Raw genomic sequence first — 16,902 nt, forward strand, 5'->3', positions numbered from 1 at the left:
CAGTGTCGTTTGCAGGCGCCTGCCTGTGCGTGGAACGCATATTATTGCTCGTTCACCCTGGTTTCAAGCGATATTTATGAAGTAATCTGTGCATTTAATTCACTCCGTGAAGCATCCCCACGGTCCATGCGCAAAAAAATCCCCAGCACCGCGGCCCTCCTCGCCTTCGAAGCCGCCGCCCGGCATGAAAGTTTCACCCGCGCCGCGGAGGAACTCGCGCTGACCCAGAGCGCGATCTGCCGCCAGATCGGCACGCTGGAAAGTTTCCTCGGCGTCGCCCTGTTCCGCCGCACCCGGCGCGGCGTGCAGCTGACCGAAGCGGGGCTGAGCTACAGCCGCCAGATCGCCCCCCGGCTCGATGCGATCGAGCGCGACACCTTGTCGGTGATGGCCCACCACGGCACCGGCACCACGCTCGACCTCGCCGTGGTGCCGACTTTCGCCACCCGCTGGCTGATTCCCCGCCTCTCCGGCTTCCAGCAGCAGAACCCCGAAGTGGTGGTGAACATGAGCACCCAGACCCGCCCCTTCCTCTTCGATCAGACCGAATACGATGCCGCGATCTACTTCGGCGATGCCGGCTGGCCCGGTACCGAGGCGCACTTCCTGATGCGCGAATATCCGGTCCCGGTGTGCAGCCCTGCCCTTCCGGGCGCACGCGCGCAGATGTCGCCGGCGGAGATCGCCCGCCTGCCGCTGCTGCAGCAGACCACCCGCCCCTACGCCTGGCGCCACTGGTTCGAATCGGCCAAAGTGAATACCGACCAGGACATGGCGGGCATGCGCCTCGAGCTTTTTTCGATGCTCGCCCAGGCCGCCATCGAGCGCATGGGCGTCGCCCTGATCCCACCCTTCCTGATCCAGCACGAACTGGCCGCCGGCAGCCTGATGACTCCCTGCGACTGCAGCTTCCCGAGCACGCGCGCCTATTACCTGATCGTGCCCGAGCGCAAGGCCGAGCGCCCGGCGCTGACCCGTTTCCGCGAGTGGCTGCTGGCCGAAGTGGCCCGCGCCTGAGCCGATCGCCACGCCCGCTCCGGCTTTGGCGGGGTACCCGGCGATCGCCCGCAGCCGGTGACACACCCGCCTTGCCGGCCGCCGGCGGGAGCGGACGGGGTCGCTACACGCCGAGGTAGCGGTGCCACAGGGCGCGATCGGCATCGAGCTCGGCCGAGCTGCCGTGCCACACGATACGCCCGCGCTCGAGGATGAAGTGGCGGTCGGCCAGACGGAGCAGGCGCTCGACGTACTTGTCCACCACCAGCGTGGTCTGGCCGGCGGCCTTGAGCTGCGCCAGGCACTGCCAGATTTCCTCGCGGATCACCGGGGCGAGGCCTTCGGTGGCTTCGTCGAGGATCAGCAGGCGTGGATTGGTCGACAGCGCGCGCGCGATCGCCAGCATCTGCTGCTCGCCGCCGGAGAGCTCGTTGCCCATGTGCCCGGCCCGCTCGCGCAGGCGCGGAAACAGCGCGTACAACCGCTCCAGCGTCCATGGCGCGGCGCTGTCGTTGCGCCGGTCGGCAAAGGCGATCAGGTGCTCGCGCACGGTCAGATTGGGAAAGCACTGCCGTCCCTCCGGCACCACCGCCACCCCGAGACGGGCGATGGCATCGGCGCTCAGGCCATGGATCGGCCGGCCACCAAAGCGGACCTCGCCGCGACGCAGCGGCAGGCCGCCGATCAGGGTCTTGATCGTGGTGCTCTTGCCCATGCCGTTGCGCCCGAGCAGGGTCACGACCTCGCCGGCACGAATCTCCAGATCGAGCCCGAACAGGACCTGGCTGGGGCCGTAGCCGGCCTCCAGGCCGCGGCCGGCCAGTAGCGACTGGTCGTTCACATACCCTCCTCGGTGCCGAGATACACCGCCCGCACTTGCGGATGGGCGCGGATCGACGCGGGATCACCGCAAGCCAGCACGCGTCCGTAGTCGAGCACCGAGATGCGGTCGGCGAGCTGGAACACCGCATCCATGTCGTGCTCGATCAGCAGGATCGCGGTGCGTTCGCGCAGGCGCCCGATCAGTGCCACCATCTGCTGCGAATCGTCCGGCCCCATGCCCGCCATCGGCTCGTCGAGCAGCAGCAGCTTGGGCCGCGCGGCGAGCGCGAGGGCAAGATCGAGCCGACGCTGGAGGCCGTGCGGCAGGGTTGCCGCCACCCGGTGCAAAACCGTCTCCAGCCCCAGCGTCTGCGCCAGCTCGAGCGCCTGCCGGTGCAAACCGGTTTCGGCCGCGCGCCGGCGCAGGAAGCGGAAGCTCGAGCCGGCATGGGCCTGTACCGCGAGCAGCAGGTTATCGAACACGCTGCGCCCACCGAACACGCTGGTGATCTGGAAACACCGCGACAAACCATGCTGCACCCGCCGGTGCGGCGCCATCGCCGTCAGCTCGACCCCATCGAGCACCAAACGGCCGGCGTCCGCTGGCAACAGGCCGGAAATCAGATTGACCAGCGTGGTCTTGCCCGCCCCGTTGGGACCGATCAGGGCATGGACTTCACCGTGATCGACGGCCAGGCTGACCGCATCGGTGGCGAGCAGGCCGCCGAAGCGCTTGACCAGGCGGTCGGCGACGAACAGGCTCACCGGACGCCCCTCCTGTCGCTGCGCGCGCCCCTCCCCAGGGGCGGTGAGCGCTTTCCTTCGGACGGCCGCACGGGCGCGCTCACTGGACTACCCTCCTGTGCTCGGCGAGCGCCGCCAGGCCGCGCGGCGCAAAGAAGACGACCACCAGCAAGAGCACGCCGAGCGGCCAGTGCCAGTATTCGGTCCAGACTTTCAGCGCCTCGGCGAGTACCAGCCACACCGTCACCCCGAGCACCGCCCCCCAGCGCCGGCCCAGGCCGCCGACCACGACCATGACGAGCAGCAGCGCGGATTCGGTCCAGTGCATCAACGAGGGGCTGACGAAATTGCTGTGACTGGCGAGCAGCGCACCGGCCAGCCCGGCCAGCGCGCCGGCGCCGGTGAAGGCGACGAGCTTGAGGCGGAACACCGGGTAGCCGAGCGCGACCATGCGCGTTTCATTGTCGCGGATCCCCATCAGCGCGTAGCCGAAGCGCGATCCGGCGAGCCGGCTGGCGAACGCGAACACCAGCGCCGCGATCGCCAGCACCACCCAGAAGAAGGCGTGCGCGTGACCGGTGCCGAGTCCGCCGCCAAACGCGAGCGGGACATACAGGCCGTAGCCGTCATCACCGCCATAGGTGCTCAGCGACACCGCGAGGTAGTACAGCATCTGGGCGAACGCCAGCGTGATCATCAGAAAATACACCCCGCGCGTGCGCAGCGAAACCGCCCCGATTGCCGCCGCCACACCCCCCGACAGCAGCAGCGCCGCCGCCCACGCCAGCCAGGCCGAGTCGATCCCGGCATCGACCAGGGCGACCACCGTGTACGCCCCCACGCCGATGAACCCGGCATGGCCGAGGGCCGCCATGCCGCCGTAGCCGAGGATAAAATTGAGGCTGGTGGCGGCGATCAGCACGATCAGCAGCCGGCGCACGAAGCCGACGTAGTATTCGAGCTCGAACAGCGGCCCGAGCAGCGGCAGCAGCGCCAGCGCCAGCAACAGCGCCCAGGGCAGCAGGCGCGCGGCAAGCGCGGGCGACGACGCCCCGTGCCGCAGTGGCGGCCTGCCGCCGCCCTGCTCCACCGCGCCCGCCGTGCGCGGCGCCTCACCCGGACCGGATCGTTCCATGCAGCCTCCTTCGCTCAGGCGCGCGCGGGGAACAGCCCCGCCGGTTTCAGGATCAGCACCGCCGCCATCAGCAGGTACATCGCAATGCCGGCGAGCGCCGGCCCCAGATCGGCGGCCAGCGCGGGCGGCAGCAGCGCACGCAGCAGCGGCGGCAGGAAGGCGCGCCCGGCGGTGTCGACCAGCCCGACCAGCAGCGCGGCGATGAAGGCACCGCGCACCGAGCCGATGCCGCCGATCACGATCACCACCAGCGCCGGGATCAGGATTGCCTCGCCCATGCCGATCTGCACCGCGCTGATCGGCCCCATCAGCGCACCGGCCAGCGCCGCAAGGGCCGCACCGAGCGCGAACACGAAGGAAAACACGCGCCCGACGCGCACCCCCATGAATTCCGCCATCCTGCGGTTCGATGCCCCCGCGCGCACGAGCATGCCGACGCGGGTGTGATTGACGAGCACGTACAACCCGATCGCAACCAGCAGCCCCACCGCCAGCAGCACCAGCCGGTAGGCCGGATACGGCAGTTCGGGCAGCAGTTGCACGGGTCCCGCGAGCGCGGCCGGCATCGACGCCATCAGCGGCGACGGCCCCCAGATCGCCTTCACCGCGTCGTCGGCGATCAGGATCACACCGAAGGTCGCGATCACCTGCGCGAGATGGTCGCGGGCGTAGAGCTTCTTCACGATCAGCACTTCGAGCACGAAGGCCACCAGCACCGTCGCCGCGACCGCGACCAGGACCGCAGCGGCGAAGCTGCCGCTCGCCTCATGCACGCGCGCCGCGATGTAGGCTCCGGCCATGTAGAGCGAGCCGTGGGCGAGGTTCATGGTGTCCATGATGCCGAACACGAGCGTGAGGCCGGCCGCGAGCAGAAACAGCATCAAGCCGTAGCCGAGGCCGTTCAGGAGCTGCTCGAAAACGAAGATCGAATCCATCGGGGGGGAGAACGGGATAAAGCCGTGCGGCATGAAAGCGCGGCCGACGGGATTCCCCGCCGCCGCGCCTGAAGTCGATGCGCTTACTGTTTGCAGTCGCCGACGTAGGCGTCCTGGTGCTTCTCCAGCACGGTGCCGACGAGCTTGTTCGTCAGCTTGCCGCTCGCATCCTTGTCGACGACGCGCAGATAATAGTTCTGCACCGGGAAATTGTTCGGTCCGTACTTGAACTCACCGCGCACCGACTTGAAGTTCGCCTTCTTCAGCGCCGCGACCACCGCCTCACGATCAGCCACCTTGCCGCCGACTTCGCGCACCGCGGCATCCATCGCCATCACCACGTCGTAGGCCTGCGCTGCGTAAACGGTCGGATAGCGGCCGTTGTACTTTTTGCCGAAGGCCTCGACGAAGGCCTTGTTGGCGGGCACGTCGAGATCGTGGGCCCAATGCGCGGTGTTCAGCATGCCCAGCGTCGGCTCGCCGACCGCCTCGATGACATCCTGGTCGGCGGTGAAGCCCGGCGCGATCAGCGCAATGTCCTTCAGCCCGCTGCCGACGTACTGCTTGATGAAGTTGATCCCCATCGCCGCGGGCAGGAAGACGAACACCGCGTCCGGCTTGGCCGCGCGGATCTGCGCGATCTCCGCCGCGTAGTCGATCTGGCCGACCTTGGTGTAGATCTCCTCCTTCACCGCGCCCTTGTACAGGCGCTTGAAGCCGCCGATGTGGTCCTTGCCCGCCGGGTAGTTCGGCGCGATCAGGACCATGTTCTTGAAGCCCTTTTCGTTGGCGACCTTGCCCGCGGCCTCGTCATAGGTGTCGTTCTGGTACGAGACGCCGAAGAAGTAGGGGTTGCACTGCTTGCCCGCGAACAGGCTCGGCCCGGGGTTGCTCGACAGGAACGGCACCTTGGCGGCGAACAGCGCCGGTCCCACCGCGAGCGCGGAGTTGGACGCGACCGGGCCGGTAAAGAAGTCGATCTTGTCGCGCTGCAGGTAGCGGGCGACGAGCTGGTTGGCCTGTTCCGGGTTGCCGGCGAAGTCGGTCTGCAGGAACTCGGTCTCCACTCCGCCGAGCTTGCCGCCGAGCTTCTCGATCGCGAGGTTGAAGCCGTCGCGGGTCTCGGCACCGATGGTGGCGAAGGGGCCGGAGATGTCGAGCGCCATCCCGACCTTGATCGGGGCAGCGGCGTGGGCGCCCAGGGCGGCGGACAGGGCAAGGGACACGGCAACGGTCTTCAGCTTCGGCATCGGGGAATCCTCGAATGGGCGATGAATGATCGGGACGGGAAAGCGGGACGGGCGGGGAGATTATCACGGGGTCCCGCCGCTGCGTTCACCGCCCGGCTGCACCGCTTCGTTACGGACGAGGACGGACAGGCCGCACGCTCCATCGGAACGCATGACACAAATCTACAAAAATATAGCATTGCGTATATTTATGTGCATAATAATGCACAACATGCATGAAGGAGGCTTCGATGGCCGGCGATTCGTGCCGCAGCGACAAGCCCGCCCCTGCTTATCCGGGGGCGGGAGCCTCATGGCGCCGGCTGCCGTCCCGCATGGATGCGGCGGAACTCGGATGGCGGAACGCCTTGCCGGCGCAGGAAAAAGCGCGAGAAATACGCGGGATCGCGGAAACCAAGGGCGTAGCCAATGCCGGTGACGTCGAGGTCGGAATACGCCAGCAGGCGGCGGGCTTCGAGATGGAGGCGGTCGTGGATCATCGCCTGCGCGCTGCGGCCGGTTTCGCGGCGGCAGCTGGCATTGAGCTGCTGGGCCGAGACACCGAGACGCCCGGCATAGAAACCGACCGGTTGCCAGTCGCGGAAATGGGCTTCGATCAGTTCGGTGAAGCGTTCGACGCGGTGCCGGATCCGGTCCTGGGGGGTGCGCTCGGTGCCGATTCCGCCCGCGCGGGCAAGTTCGATCAGGACGATACCGAGGATCGCCATCAGCATGCTGATCCGCCCCGGTGCGCGGCCGGCATATTCGCGATGGAACTGCTCGAAGCGTAAGCGCATGCGCCCGTAGCCCTCCGCATCCCCCGCCAGCGGTAGATAACGCAGGCTGTCGAACGCCCCGCGAAGATCAGCGGAAAGTGCAAGTAACTCTCCGAGCAACGACCGCGGCAGGGTAAGCACGTGCCCGACCACGCCAGGCGAAAAGCGGAAACCGTGGATATGCCGTGCCGGAACCATCACCAGGCACGGCGTAAGCAACTCGAAGACTTCTGTCTCGAACACCATCCGTACCTCGCCTTCCTCGAGAAAAGTGATTTGAATCAGCGAATCATGGCTGTGCGGCGCGATCTCCCAGTCGTACAGCGCACTCCGTTCGGCAATCGTTTCGTAGTGCACCGGCTCGGGCGTGGGCCACAGTTCCGTTTCACCGAAAAGCTTGTAGCTAGGCACCCTGGATTCGATCATCGACGCGCTCCGGAAAGGTCTGCAGCTGATGCTACCCGAGCCTGGAGAAAGTTTCCAAAAGTACAAGCATTTCATTCAAGCAATTCAAGCCGAAAGCGTTTTTCCCTCCTATAGTTGAAACCGTCCACCAAGACGACATCCCCAACCAGGAGAGAGACTCATGCAAACCCAAGTCGGCATCATCGGCGGCGGCCCCTCGGGCCTGTGCCTCGCCCGCCTGCTCAGCCTCGCAGGCATCCGCAGCATCATTCTCGAACGCCAGACCCGCGAATACGTCGAGGCCCGGATCCGCGCAGGCATCCTCGAACAAGGCATGGCCGACCTGATGCGCCGCGCCAAGGTCGGCGAGCGCATGGACAAGGAAGGCCTGCTCCACGACGGCATCGTGCTGACCTTCGATGGCCGTGAGGAGCGCATCGACATGGCGGCGTTGACCGGCGGCAAGCAGGTGATGGTGTACGGCCAGACCGAGCTGACCAAGGACCTCTACGACGCGGTGCTCGCGGACGACAACATCACCGTGATCTTCGAGACCCGCGACGTGCACCCGACCGGCTTCCTCGATGGCCGGCCGCAGCTCGACTTCGTCAAGGATGGCCAGCAGACCCGCATCACCTGCGACTACATCGCCGGCTGCGACGGCTACCACGGTGCCTCGCGCGCCGCGGTGCCGCGCACCATGATCACCGAATACGAACGGATCTACCCCTTCGGCTGGCTCGGTCTGCTATCGGAGACGCCACCGGTGCATGAAGAGCTGATCTACGCCAACCACAAGCGCGGCTTCGCCCTGTGCTCGATGCGCTCCCACACCCGCAGCCGCTACTACCTGCAGGTCGGGCTCGACGAGAAGATCGAGGACTGGTCCGACGAGCGTTTCTGGGACGAGCTGAAGAAGCGCCTGCCCGAGCACATCGCCGCCAATCTCGTCACCGGCCCGTCGATCGAGAAGAGCATCGCGCCGCTGCGCAGCTTCGTCGCCGAGCCGATGCGCTTCGGCAACCTGTTCCTGGTCGGCGACGCCGCCCACATCGTGCCGCCGACCGGAGCCAAGGGCCTCAACCTCGCCGCCTCCGACATGTATTACCTGTCGACCGCACTGATCGCGCACTACAACGAAGGCCGTGACGACCTGCTCGACCGTTACTCGGAGACCGCGCTGCGCCGGGTGTGGGCTGCGGTGCGCTTCTCGTGGTGGTTCACCTCGATCATGCACAAGTTCAACGAGGATCCGATCGAGCACAAGATCCAGCTCGCCGAGCTCGACTACCTGATGAGTTCCACTGCCGGCAAGACGACGATCGCGGAAAACTACGTCGGCCTGCCCTTCGACCCGACCTTCAAGTAAGTACACCGCCGACGCCGGGCAGAGGGCTTCACCGGCCCTCTCCCTGCAGAGGCCAGGCTGAATCGCATTCAGCGCGCCAGACGCTGCGCCAGACGCAGCACCTGGCCGCGCTCGAGATGCTGGGCAAAGCCAGGAAAATCCAGATTGAAACGTCCCTGCAGCCCCAGGGCGATCGTACGCATCCACTTCCAGCGCGGCTCGAACGCGGAGTCACGGAACGCGAACAGGATGTAATTGCCGTCTTCGCGCACCGACATGGCGATGACGCGCTCGTCGAACACATCGAGCAAGCGTGCGACGTGCGCCGCGTAATCCCGCTTGTCGCCGGCGATGTTCATCACCAGCACGCCTTTTCCAGTCAGCCGCCGGCGGGCATGTTCGTAGAAATCGGCCTCGAGAAACGCGCTGCTCACCCCATCGGCGCCGAACGCATCGACCAGCAGCACATCGCAGCGCTCGTCCGTATCCTCGAGATAGCGGGCGCCGTCGCAGTGGATCACCTGCAGGCGCTCATCATCGGGCGGAACCCCGAACAGTTCGCGCAGCGCGATCACCTGCTCGTCGATCTCCAGCACGATCATCCGCGCTCCCGGCAAGTAGCGGTGACAGAACGTCGCCAGCGAACCGCCGCCCAGGCCCAGCATCATCAGCCGGCGCGGACGCGGGTTGAACAGCAGGAACGCCATCATGCGCTGGGCGTAGCCGAGCTCCAGCATCGCCGGATCGGCGATACGGATCACGCTCTGCACGAAACCGAGGCCGAAATGCAGCGCCCGCAGCCCACCGTTTTCCAGCACGAAGGGCTTGCCGTAGCTGCCCTCGAGCAAGCGCACCGCCAGCCCAGCAGGATCGCTGTCGGCAGGCTCCAGCAGGCGGATCAGGCCAGGCTCGTCGGGAAAAGGGCTGGGCAGATCGAAAAGCGGAAGCATGAAATGTCGAGGAGCGCGAGCCCCTGATCGAAGAGACCTCTTCATCGACCAGAAAGCAATACAGGCCGATCAGCAATCGCTGTCGGCCTGTATCTAGGTATGGTTGCGGGGGCAGGATTTGAACCTGCGACCTTCGGGTTATGAGCCCTTGCAAAATGGGTATTTCGATCAACTTGCATCAATTCTAATCAAGATTAAAACACAGCAAATACAAGTACTTGCGCTAATTTATGGTTGATCGCAGTTGACCCCCGTTGTACGATCGTACTTACAAAATCACTTACGGCGGGGACCTTCGGGAATGGCGCGAATCAAACTGACGAATGGTCGGGTCGGCGACTTCGCATGTCCGCCCGACAAGCTGCAAGCGTTCTTGTGGGACACCGAAGTCTGGTGGCTGGCGGTGCGTGCGCAACCGGGCGGGACGAAGACTTATGTCTTCCAAGCTCGGTTCAATGGCAGCGATGTGCGGGTCAAGATCGGCGACGTGCGCGCGTGGAATCTCGACGATGCCCGCGCCGAGGCTCGGCGGATGCAAACGCTCATCGACAAGGGCATTGACCCCCGCGACGAGAAGCGCGAACGCATCGCCGCAGCCGAATCGAAGAAGGCCGACGCGAAGCGCTTGGACATGCTCGTAGGCGACGCGTGGGATGCCTACATCAAGCATCACGAACGCCGCTGGGGCGAGCGCCACTTGGCGGATCATCGCCGTCTGTCGCAGACCGGAGGAGAACCCTGGAAGCGCGGCAAGCGGGTGACGGTGCAGGGCGTACTGTATCCGCTGCTGCAACTGAAAATGCGCGAGGTCACCGCGACAGCGCTTCACGATTGGCAGGTCGAGGAAGTGAAGACGCGGGCAAACAATGCTCGGCAAGGCTTCGAGCTGTTCCGGGCGTTTTGGCGCTGGTGTGCGAGTCGCCCCGAGTACGCCGACGTGGTTGATTTGACCACAGTAGAGAACCGCGACGTTCGCGCCGAGGTCCCGCGCCGCAAGACGAAGCGATTCGACGTGCTGGAGCGCGCTCATCTCGCCTCGTGGTTCGCTGCCGTGCGGGGGCTCAGTAACCCGGTCATCGGCGCGTATCTGCAGGGGCTGCTCCTGACCGGCTGTCGGCGCGAGGAACTGGCCGAACTGAAATGGTCGGACGTCGACTTTCGCTGGGGCAGCATGTGGGTCAAGGACAAGGTGGAGGCGGACGGGCGCAAGATTCCGCTGACCCCGTATCTGCGAAGCCTGATCTCAGCCCTGCCGCGCCGCAATGCTTGGGTGTTCAGCAGTCCGACCGCCGCCGATGGTCGAATCATGGAGCCGCGCATTCCGCACAATCGCGCGCTTGCCGTGGCCGGGCTGGATCATGTCACGCTGCACGGCTTGCGCCGCACCTTCGCCTCGCTCGCCGAATGGGTCGAGATGCCGACTGGCGTGGTTGCTCAGATCATGGGGCACAAACCGAACGCCACCGCCGAGCGGCATTACATCAACCGCCCGCTCGAACTGCTGGCAGTCTGGCACACGAAGTACGAATCATGGATTCTGGAGCAGGCTGGCATCGAGCAGCCGGGGCAAGATGCCGGGGAACGGCTCAAGGTGGTCGGATGACTGCAAGGCGGGACGACAATGAAATCTAAACCACCCATTCCTGACCTCGTGTCGATGCTCGATCCCGCGCGACCATCACCCCAGTGGTTGCAGCGGACGATCTTGCGCGCTCGGGCGTACCTCGACCTCATTTGTCAGCAGTTGAGACGCGAAGTCGAGGGCGCGTCCGAGGTCGGCGACATTCCCGATTACCCCGAAGCCGAGCACCTGTGCCGAGTCATTCACTGGGCTACTCACGCCGAGAGGGCCATCGAGCGGGGTGATGCTGTCGGCGCGGCAACCGCCGCGATGGGAGCGATCCAAGCAGCATGGCAGGCCGAGATGGTGCAGGGGCGCGTGGTCGTCGCCGATGGATTCAAGAAGCGGTCTGGCGACAAGAACAGAGCCGAAAAGGTCATCCGTGGTCGTAAGAAGCAGGTCGATGAAACGTCAGAACGTCATCGTAAAATTTACGCCGATTTCATCAAGGTCATGAACGAAAGGCCATCGGTGTCCAAACGAGTCATCTACGAGAAGCTTGGGCGGGAAAACCACCTTGCGTGGGGACGTATCCGCAACATCGTGAGCGAACAGAAGAAGGCCGCTAAATAGTCGTCACGCGATTTTATGTGACGTGACAAGCCTCCGCGTAACGTTGGGACGTGTTCAACCCAGTGGAACGCGTTGCCATGAAAACCGCCACCGCTTCAAACCAGCGCGCCGACCTCGTCGGCGGCTACCTTTCCACCCAAGAAGTCGCCGATGCGTTGCGCATCCGTCGTCAGACCGTTGCTAAGGCGCTGTGCCTGAATGGGCATTACCTCGGCATGAAGCCGGTCAAGCTCCCGAATGGTCGCTTGCTATGGGCTGCGGCTGATCTCGAACGGCTGACCGGGGCGGATGGAAAATGACAGGCGAAAAGAAGGCCGATGCTGGGGGGCACCGGCCTCAAGAACGATCCATGAACACGGTCGATTGTATGCAGGGCGCGGGCGAATCGCACCCGGCGATTGGCGCCGACGACTACGATTTTCCGCCGGAATTCGCGGAGGTCGGCAGACAGGCGGGGCTCGCGATTGTCGCGAAGTCCATGGCGCGCGCCGAGGGCTTCCAGCATCCTGCAATGCCTGCGTTCTGGGACGAACCGCGGCCTCCCGCCGTCATCGAACAGGCTCAGGCAAATGCCGCGCAGCTGATGCAGCCGACCACCACGGGACAGATGAATGCTGCGCCGATGACCACAGGACGTGGCATCGACTTCCCGCCCGGGTTGGTTGGCGAGGCGGCGCAATACATCTATCACGCGGCATTCCGTCCGGTGCCAGAAATTGCGCTTGCCGCGGCGATCACGCTAATGGCCGGTGTATGCGGTCGCAGCTACTGCACGCCGTTTCTGGATGACGGCATGAACCTGTATGTCGTCGTGCTCGCCAAGACGGGAGTCGGCAAGGAAGGCGCTACGACTGGCATCGACAATCTCGTGAGCGCCATTCGCCCGCAATTTCCAACGGTCGATGACTTCATCGGCCCCGCGGCCTTCGCCTCGGGTCAGGGGTTGCTTCGGACGCTGGACGAAAAACCTTGCTTTGTGTCCGTGCTCGGTGAATTCGGCAAGACCCTGCGCCAACTCACTGACGCACGCGCAAACAGCGCCGAAAGGATGCTCACGAAGGTGCTGCTGGATTGCTACAACAAATCCGGTCGAAATAAGGTGCTGCGTCCAATGGCGTACTCGGACGTAGTGAAGAACACCGGCCTCATCCACGCACCGAGCGTAACTATTCTCGGCGAATCAACGCCGGAAGCATTCTTCGACGGGCTCGACGTTGGCAACGTGGAGGACGGATTGATCCCGCGCTTCATCGTCATTGAGTTCCCGGGTGACGTGCCGGAATCGAACTGGACGCCCATGCTCGCGCCGCCCCAGTCGTTGCGCGACCGTTTCGCGGCGCTGGTAGCAAAGGCGATGACCACAAGAGCAAGCATTGTGCGCGATACCGTTGCGCAGACGGAGGACGCAAAGGCATTGCTCTTGGCATTCGAGCGCGAAGCTCGGATCGCCACCAGCAGCGCGAGCGGACCCGCCGCGCAAATCTGGAACCGCGCCTTTCAGAATGCCGCGCGCTTGGCGAGCGTGGTCGCAGTCGGCTGCAACTATGCCGCTCCGGTCATCACGCCGCAGATCGCGGATTGGGCGATTGCACTCGTGCGCCGCTCGGTCGCGCGACTGCTTCAACGCTTCGAGACAGGCGATGTCGGGCACGGCGACGGCAAGCAGTTCGCCGATCTAAAGCGCATCGTCGCCGACTATTTCAAGCACGATCCGGCAACTCTAGAAAGACTCAAGGTCGATCCGCGGATGGCGAAAGACAAAATCATCCCGTATCGCTACTTCATGCAGCGTGCCGCGGCGCTGAGCTCGTTCAAGAACGACAAGCAGGGAGCAACCCCGGCATTCAAGCGCGCGGTTCAATCAATGCTGGATTCCGGAATGCTCTGCGAGGTCGGAAAAATGGACTTGAGGTCCCGCTACCAGTATTCCGGCATCGCCTACGGCATCGGAAAACATTGGTGATGAAACTGATGTTGTGCGCGTTATTAGGGCGTTGTGATGGCTAAAGCGTTGATTACTTAAGCGTTATGCACGTTATTTGCGTTATGGGAGAAATTCACAAATTCACCTCGCAAAAAAATGCCTTCCCTATTAGTACATAACACACATAACACATAACAAACACGATCAATGCCTTACGTCGCAAGGGAGTGAGCGTTATTTGCCCCCTCATAACGATCGCCGCACCCAATAACGGCACGAGTAATGGAGAACAACATGAGCAAGATCAACGATTCCAAGATCGGCAAGCTGCAGGTCGCGTATGTCCTGAATACCTCGGTCAGCATTCCGCGATCAATGCTCCCGAAGTCGCGCGCCTTTCGGCGAGGCGGTGCGATCTTTCCCGGGGGCGGAAATGTGATCGTGATCGCGAAGCCCGCCAAGCGCAAGACGAAGGCGAAGTGATGCACTTGTGGTAATCGAAGTGCAAGGACGACACCATGACAACGACCGAAATTCGAATCAGCCGTCTCGTGGATGAATTTCGCGACACCATCGCGCGCGAGGGAACGCACTGCCCCGGAGGCAACCGCGTGCTCGAGAAAGATGCAAAGCGACTCATCGGATATTCGGACCACTTCAAGCATCTGCGCCACGAAGGCAAGGGGCCGAAGTTTTTGAAGATCAGCGAGCGCAAGGTCTATTACTACCTCGACGACCTTGCCCGATGGATGGTCGAGCGCGACGAGCAGTTCGGCGAACTGGATTGACCACACCACTGTGGTTATCAGCGGTATCGGAAGACAGCGGCATGGAAGGCGTCGAACGGTGACGGGACAATGCTTCACGATCAATCAACCCATCAGGACGCAACCATCATGACCGCACCCGTTTCGATTCTCGCCAAGGGTACCCAATTCGCCCGCCTCGCCATCTGCCTCGGTCGCGCTCGCGGCGAAGGTCTGCCCGCTGCGTTGCAGATCGCAGAAGCAACGTATGGCGCACATTCTCAAGTTGCGACTGTCCTCCGCGCCGCCGTCGGTGCGGGAACGACCGATGACAGCCAATTTGCTGCACCGCTGGTCGAGGCTCAGATCATCGCCAACGATTTTCTGGAAGCGACGCGCACCCGCAGCGTACTGAGCAAGCTCGACCTGCGCCGCGTGCCGACGAAGGTGGCGGTGCCGGTGCAGACCGGACGGGCTACCGCGTATTGGGCCGGTCACGGTGCGCCGAAGCCGTTGTCGAAAGGTTCGCTTGATACGGCAACGCTCGAACCGCGCAAGGTGGTCGGCATCGTGCCGCTGTCGCGTGATCTCGTCCGCCTGTCGAATGGTACGGCCGAAGCGCTGGTACGCCGTGACCTCGTCAATGGCGCCGCTGCTCTTGCGGATTCCTCGTTCCTCGATCCGACGAACGTCGGAGTCGCTGGCGTGCAACCGGCTTCGATCACCGCTGGCCTCACCCCTGTGGCCAGCAGCGGCAACGTCACGACCGATCTTGAAGCGCTGATTGATGCCTATGCGGGCGATCTCGAAACGGCGGCATTCATCACCGACCCGTTGAGCGCCGTGAAGATTGGTCTTCGGTCGAGCGGTAGCAATGCCGTCGTCGTCGGCGCACGCGGCGGTGAGGCGGTCGGCATCCCGGTCTTCACGTCGAGCGGTTCGCCGCGTTCCACGAGCGGCGGACAGATTGTGCTTCTCGATCAGACGGCGGTCCTCATGGCAGACGAAGGCATCCGCCTCGACGTCTCCGAGCAGGCAGCGCTGCAATTCGATGACGCGCCGAGCGCGGGCGCACAAGCGCTGGTGTCGCTGTGGCAGAACAACCTCGTCGCCTTCCTGATTGAGCGGCGTCTGAACTGGGCGGCTCCGCTTGCCGGAACGGTCGTCGTGCTCAACGGCGCGCTCTACTGACAGGTGCGTGATGAACGGATATGCCTTTGACACCAAACCGCGGCGGAGCAAGCGGAACAAGTATTTGACGCGCGAGCTGCACGCACGAATCGAACAGCTGGAAGTCCGGTTCAAGGCGTTGGAGGCCGCGTATATCCATCTGCTCGACTGTCAGGCCCGAGAACGGGCGGGTCTGCCGGTCCTTGAGAAACAACCGATGCTATGGGGAGAAATGCGATGAGACCGGAACTGAAGGAGATCGCCGACGGCATAGTAGCTGCGGTCAAGGATCATGTGTCGAAGGCGACCGACGATCAGCTCGAAGTCGTCGCCGGATTGGAGGCTCGTGTGGTCAACAAGATGGCCGAACTGGAAGCACGGATCGCAGAGTTGGAGGCGAGGAAATGAAGCCGATCAGGATCACGGCGCAGGAGCCGCCCGAGGACGTCAAGACCCTGGCTCAGTGGCTGGAGTGGCGCGAAGCCGAGAACCGGCGAATGTTCGCAGCGTTGGACACCGCGCTCCACGAGATGGCCGAGGGCTTCACGGCACAGCTCGAACGCGACGCAAACGGGCATTCGCAACACTGAACGAATCGCCGATACCGCGGGAAATCGCCTCGTCACCGGGCGATCGCCATCGCGTGAAGAGACGGGCAAGGGCAACGACAGCAAATCGCCCCTTGCCCCGATTTTCCGCAGAGTGACCCGGGGGGGAGTAGTCAGTCGAAGCGAGCTCGGTTCGGAACCCGGTGCGATAGCCCTCTCTTTTGCTAAACCCGGACAATGCTGGAGTAGATGATGCCCAGAAAATCAGCAGAAGCCATCGCCATGGCAGGGATGCCGTGCTTGCAGCGCATCGAGCGCCTTCGCGCGCCGGAAGACCTGTCGCCGCAGCAGCAGGCGCACTTTGGCCTCGTGGTCGCCGCGAAGCCTGCCGACTTCTTCAACCCCTGTGACCTGCCGCTGCTCGTCCAATTGTCGCGGCATCTCGCGCGTGCCGACGTGATCGAGAACAAGTTCCGCGCGAACCCGTTCATGCTGATGGACGAGTACGACGATCTCAGCCGCCTAGCCGATCGCGAGACGAAGCAGATCACCAGCCTGATGACCCGCCTACGTCTGACGCCGCAGAGCCGCTATCGCCCCGACTCGGCAAAGCACGACGCCGCAGGCACCGAGATGAGGCGTCCATGGGAAATCGAATAAGCTTCGGTGTAGCCGTGGTACGCGCCCGAGCGTGGCTAGGAATGCTGTACGCACCAGATCATTACCGAGGGCTCGACCTCGGCGAACTCGAATTGGATAACGCCTGCGTGGCCTGCGCGCTGCTCGCCGATTACCTCACCGGGGAGGATGAACCTCCGACCGGGGAGCTAGACAGCCTGTCCCGGCAAGTGGCCGATAGCATGGCCGCCCTTGGCTGGTCGATTCCACCGGACGCTGCACCGGCATTTGCCCTGAAGGTCTGCGGGGATTCTGAGCGGCTGAACTGATGCGCTGCTCAACTTCGCCGGAGGTCGCGCTGC

Annotated in this window: 21 protein-coding genes; 14 read left to right on the plus strand and 7 right to left on the minus strand. The window is 64.0% G+C overall.

The window, feature by feature from the left end:
- Positions 1–126: 126 nt before the first annotated feature.
- The gene (locus Tchl_RS15120; RefSeq protein WP_075149124.1) at positions 127–1,017 is read left to right on the plus strand and encodes a LysR family transcriptional regulator; all 891 of its coding nucleotides are present in this window, start codon (positions 127–129) and stop codon (positions 1,015–1,017) included.
- Between the two features lie 103 nt (positions 1,018–1,120).
- Here the strand turns inward: Tchl_RS15120 and Tchl_RS15125 are convergent, their stop codons facing one another.
- The 6 genes from Tchl_RS15125 to Tchl_RS15150 all read right to left on the minus strand — a co-directional run bounded on the left by Tchl_RS15125 (position 1,121) and on the right by Tchl_RS15150 (position 7,063).
- Entirely contained in the window at positions 1,121–1,837 is a 717-nt protein-coding gene (locus Tchl_RS15125; protein ID WP_075149125.1) for an ABC transporter ATP-binding protein, read from the minus strand.
- Positions 1,834–2,583 carry an ABC transporter ATP-binding protein gene (locus Tchl_RS15130; protein ID WP_075149126.1) on the minus strand — a complete coding sequence of 250 codons (750 nt, stop codon included), beginning with the start codon at positions 2,581–2,583 and terminating at the stop codon, positions 1,834–1,836. Before Tchl_RS15130 ends, Tchl_RS15125 begins: the two co-directional genes overlap by 4 nt.
- 79 nt (positions 2,584–2,662) lie before the next feature.
- Positions 2,663–3,697: a branched-chain amino acid ABC transporter permease gene (locus tag Tchl_RS15135; protein ID WP_083945253.1), complete on the minus strand. Its 1,035-nt coding sequence runs from the start codon at positions 3,695–3,697 to the stop codon at positions 2,663–2,665.
- 14 nt (positions 3,698–3,711) lie between these two features.
- Positions 3,712–4,632, minus strand: coding sequence for a branched-chain amino acid ABC transporter permease (locus Tchl_RS15140; protein ID WP_075149127.1), 921 nt, complete (start codon positions 4,630–4,632; stop codon positions 3,712–3,714).
- Between the two features lie 83 nt (positions 4,633–4,715).
- The gene (locus Tchl_RS15145; protein WP_075149128.1) at positions 4,716–5,882 is read right to left on the minus strand and encodes an ABC transporter substrate-binding protein; all 1,167 of its coding nucleotides are present in this window, start codon (positions 5,880–5,882) and stop codon (positions 4,716–4,718) included.
- A gap of 290 nt (positions 5,883–6,172) precedes the next feature.
- Positions 6,173–7,063 carry a helix-turn-helix domain-containing protein gene (locus Tchl_RS15150; protein WP_075149129.1) on the minus strand — a complete coding sequence of 297 codons (891 nt, stop codon included), beginning with the start codon at positions 7,061–7,063 and terminating at the stop codon, positions 6,173–6,175.
- Positions 7,064–7,223: 160 nt separating this feature from the next.
- Here Tchl_RS15150 and pobA point away from each other — a divergent pair, with 160 nt between their 5' ends.
- Entirely contained in the window at positions 7,224–8,411 is a 1,188-nt protein-coding gene (pobA, locus tag Tchl_RS15155; RefSeq protein WP_075149130.1) for a 4-hydroxybenzoate 3-monooxygenase, read from the plus strand.
- A gap of 68 nt (positions 8,412–8,479) precedes the next feature.
- Here the strand turns inward: pobA and Tchl_RS15160 are convergent, their stop codons facing one another.
- Entirely contained in the window at positions 8,480–9,340 is an 861-nt protein-coding gene (locus tag Tchl_RS15160) for a fused MFS/spermidine synthase (protein WP_075149131.1), read from the minus strand.
- 301 nt (positions 9,341–9,641) lie between these two features.
- Here Tchl_RS15160 and Tchl_RS15165 point away from each other — a divergent pair, with 301 nt between their 5' ends.
- The 12 genes from Tchl_RS15165 (at position 9,642) to Tchl_RS15215 (ending at position 16,869) form a co-directional block, all read left to right on the plus strand.
- Positions 9,642–10,943, plus strand: coding sequence for a tyrosine-type recombinase/integrase (locus tag Tchl_RS15165; protein WP_075149132.1), 1,302 nt, complete (start codon positions 9,642–9,644; stop codon positions 10,941–10,943).
- Positions 10,944–10,961: 18 nt separating this feature from the next.
- Entirely contained in the window at positions 10,962–11,534 is a 573-nt protein-coding gene (locus Tchl_RS15170) for a hypothetical protein (protein ID WP_146060805.1), read from the plus strand.
- 77 nt (positions 11,535–11,611) lie between these two features.
- Positions 11,612–11,833: a hypothetical protein gene (locus tag Tchl_RS15175; RefSeq protein ID WP_075149134.1), complete on the plus strand. Its 222-nt coding sequence runs from the start codon at positions 11,612–11,614 to the stop codon at positions 11,831–11,833.
- 50 nt (positions 11,834–11,883) lie between these two features.
- The gene (locus Tchl_RS15180; RefSeq protein WP_075149135.1) at positions 11,884–13,497 is read left to right on the plus strand and encodes a DUF3987 domain-containing protein; all 1,614 of its coding nucleotides are present in this window, start codon (positions 11,884–11,886) and stop codon (positions 13,495–13,497) included.
- 255 nt (positions 13,498–13,752) lie between these two features.
- A complete protein-coding gene (locus Tchl_RS15185; RefSeq protein WP_146060804.1) occupies positions 13,753–13,941 on the plus strand; it encodes a hypothetical protein in 189 nt (62 codons plus the stop codon).
- A 35-nt stretch (positions 13,942–13,976) separates the two neighbouring features.
- Positions 13,977–14,246 (plus strand): helix-turn-helix transcriptional regulator, encoded by a 270-nt coding sequence (locus Tchl_RS15190; protein WP_075149137.1) that lies wholly within the window; start codon positions 13,977–13,979, stop codon positions 14,244–14,246.
- A 108-nt stretch (positions 14,247–14,354) separates the two neighbouring features.
- Complete coding sequence (locus Tchl_RS15195) at positions 14,355–15,395, plus strand: phage major capsid protein (protein ID WP_075149138.1); 1,041 nt, start codon at positions 14,355–14,357, stop codon at positions 15,393–15,395.
- Between the two features lie 10 nt (positions 15,396–15,405).
- The gene (locus tag Tchl_RS15200) at positions 15,406–15,615 is read left to right on the plus strand and encodes a hypothetical protein (RefSeq protein ID WP_075149139.1); all 210 of its coding nucleotides are present in this window, start codon (positions 15,406–15,408) and stop codon (positions 15,613–15,615) included.
- The gene (locus tag Tchl_RS17835) at positions 15,612–15,782 is read left to right on the plus strand and encodes a hypothetical protein (RefSeq protein ID WP_157110123.1); all 171 of its coding nucleotides are present in this window, start codon (positions 15,612–15,614) and stop codon (positions 15,780–15,782) included. Before Tchl_RS15200 ends, Tchl_RS17835 begins: the two co-directional genes overlap by 4 nt.
- Positions 15,779–15,964 carry a hypothetical protein gene (locus tag Tchl_RS15205; protein ID WP_075149140.1) on the plus strand — a complete coding sequence of 62 codons (186 nt, stop codon included), beginning with the start codon at positions 15,779–15,781 and terminating at the stop codon, positions 15,962–15,964. Before Tchl_RS17835 ends, Tchl_RS15205 begins: the two co-directional genes overlap by 4 nt.
- Before the next feature lie 207 nt (positions 15,965–16,171).
- A complete protein-coding gene (locus Tchl_RS15210) occupies positions 16,172–16,582 on the plus strand; it encodes a hypothetical protein (RefSeq protein WP_146060803.1) in 411 nt (136 codons plus the stop codon).
- 41 nt (positions 16,583–16,623) lie between these two features.
- Positions 16,624–16,869 carry a hypothetical protein gene (locus tag Tchl_RS15215; protein WP_075149142.1) on the plus strand — a complete coding sequence of 82 codons (246 nt, stop codon included), beginning with the start codon at positions 16,624–16,626 and terminating at the stop codon, positions 16,867–16,869.
- The last annotated feature ends 33 nt before the right edge of the window (positions 16,870–16,902 follow it).

The sequence above is a fragment of the Thauera chlorobenzoica genome, assembly GCF_001922305.1.
GTDB lineage: Bacteria > Pseudomonadota > Gammaproteobacteria > Burkholderiales > Rhodocyclaceae > Thauera > Thauera chlorobenzoica.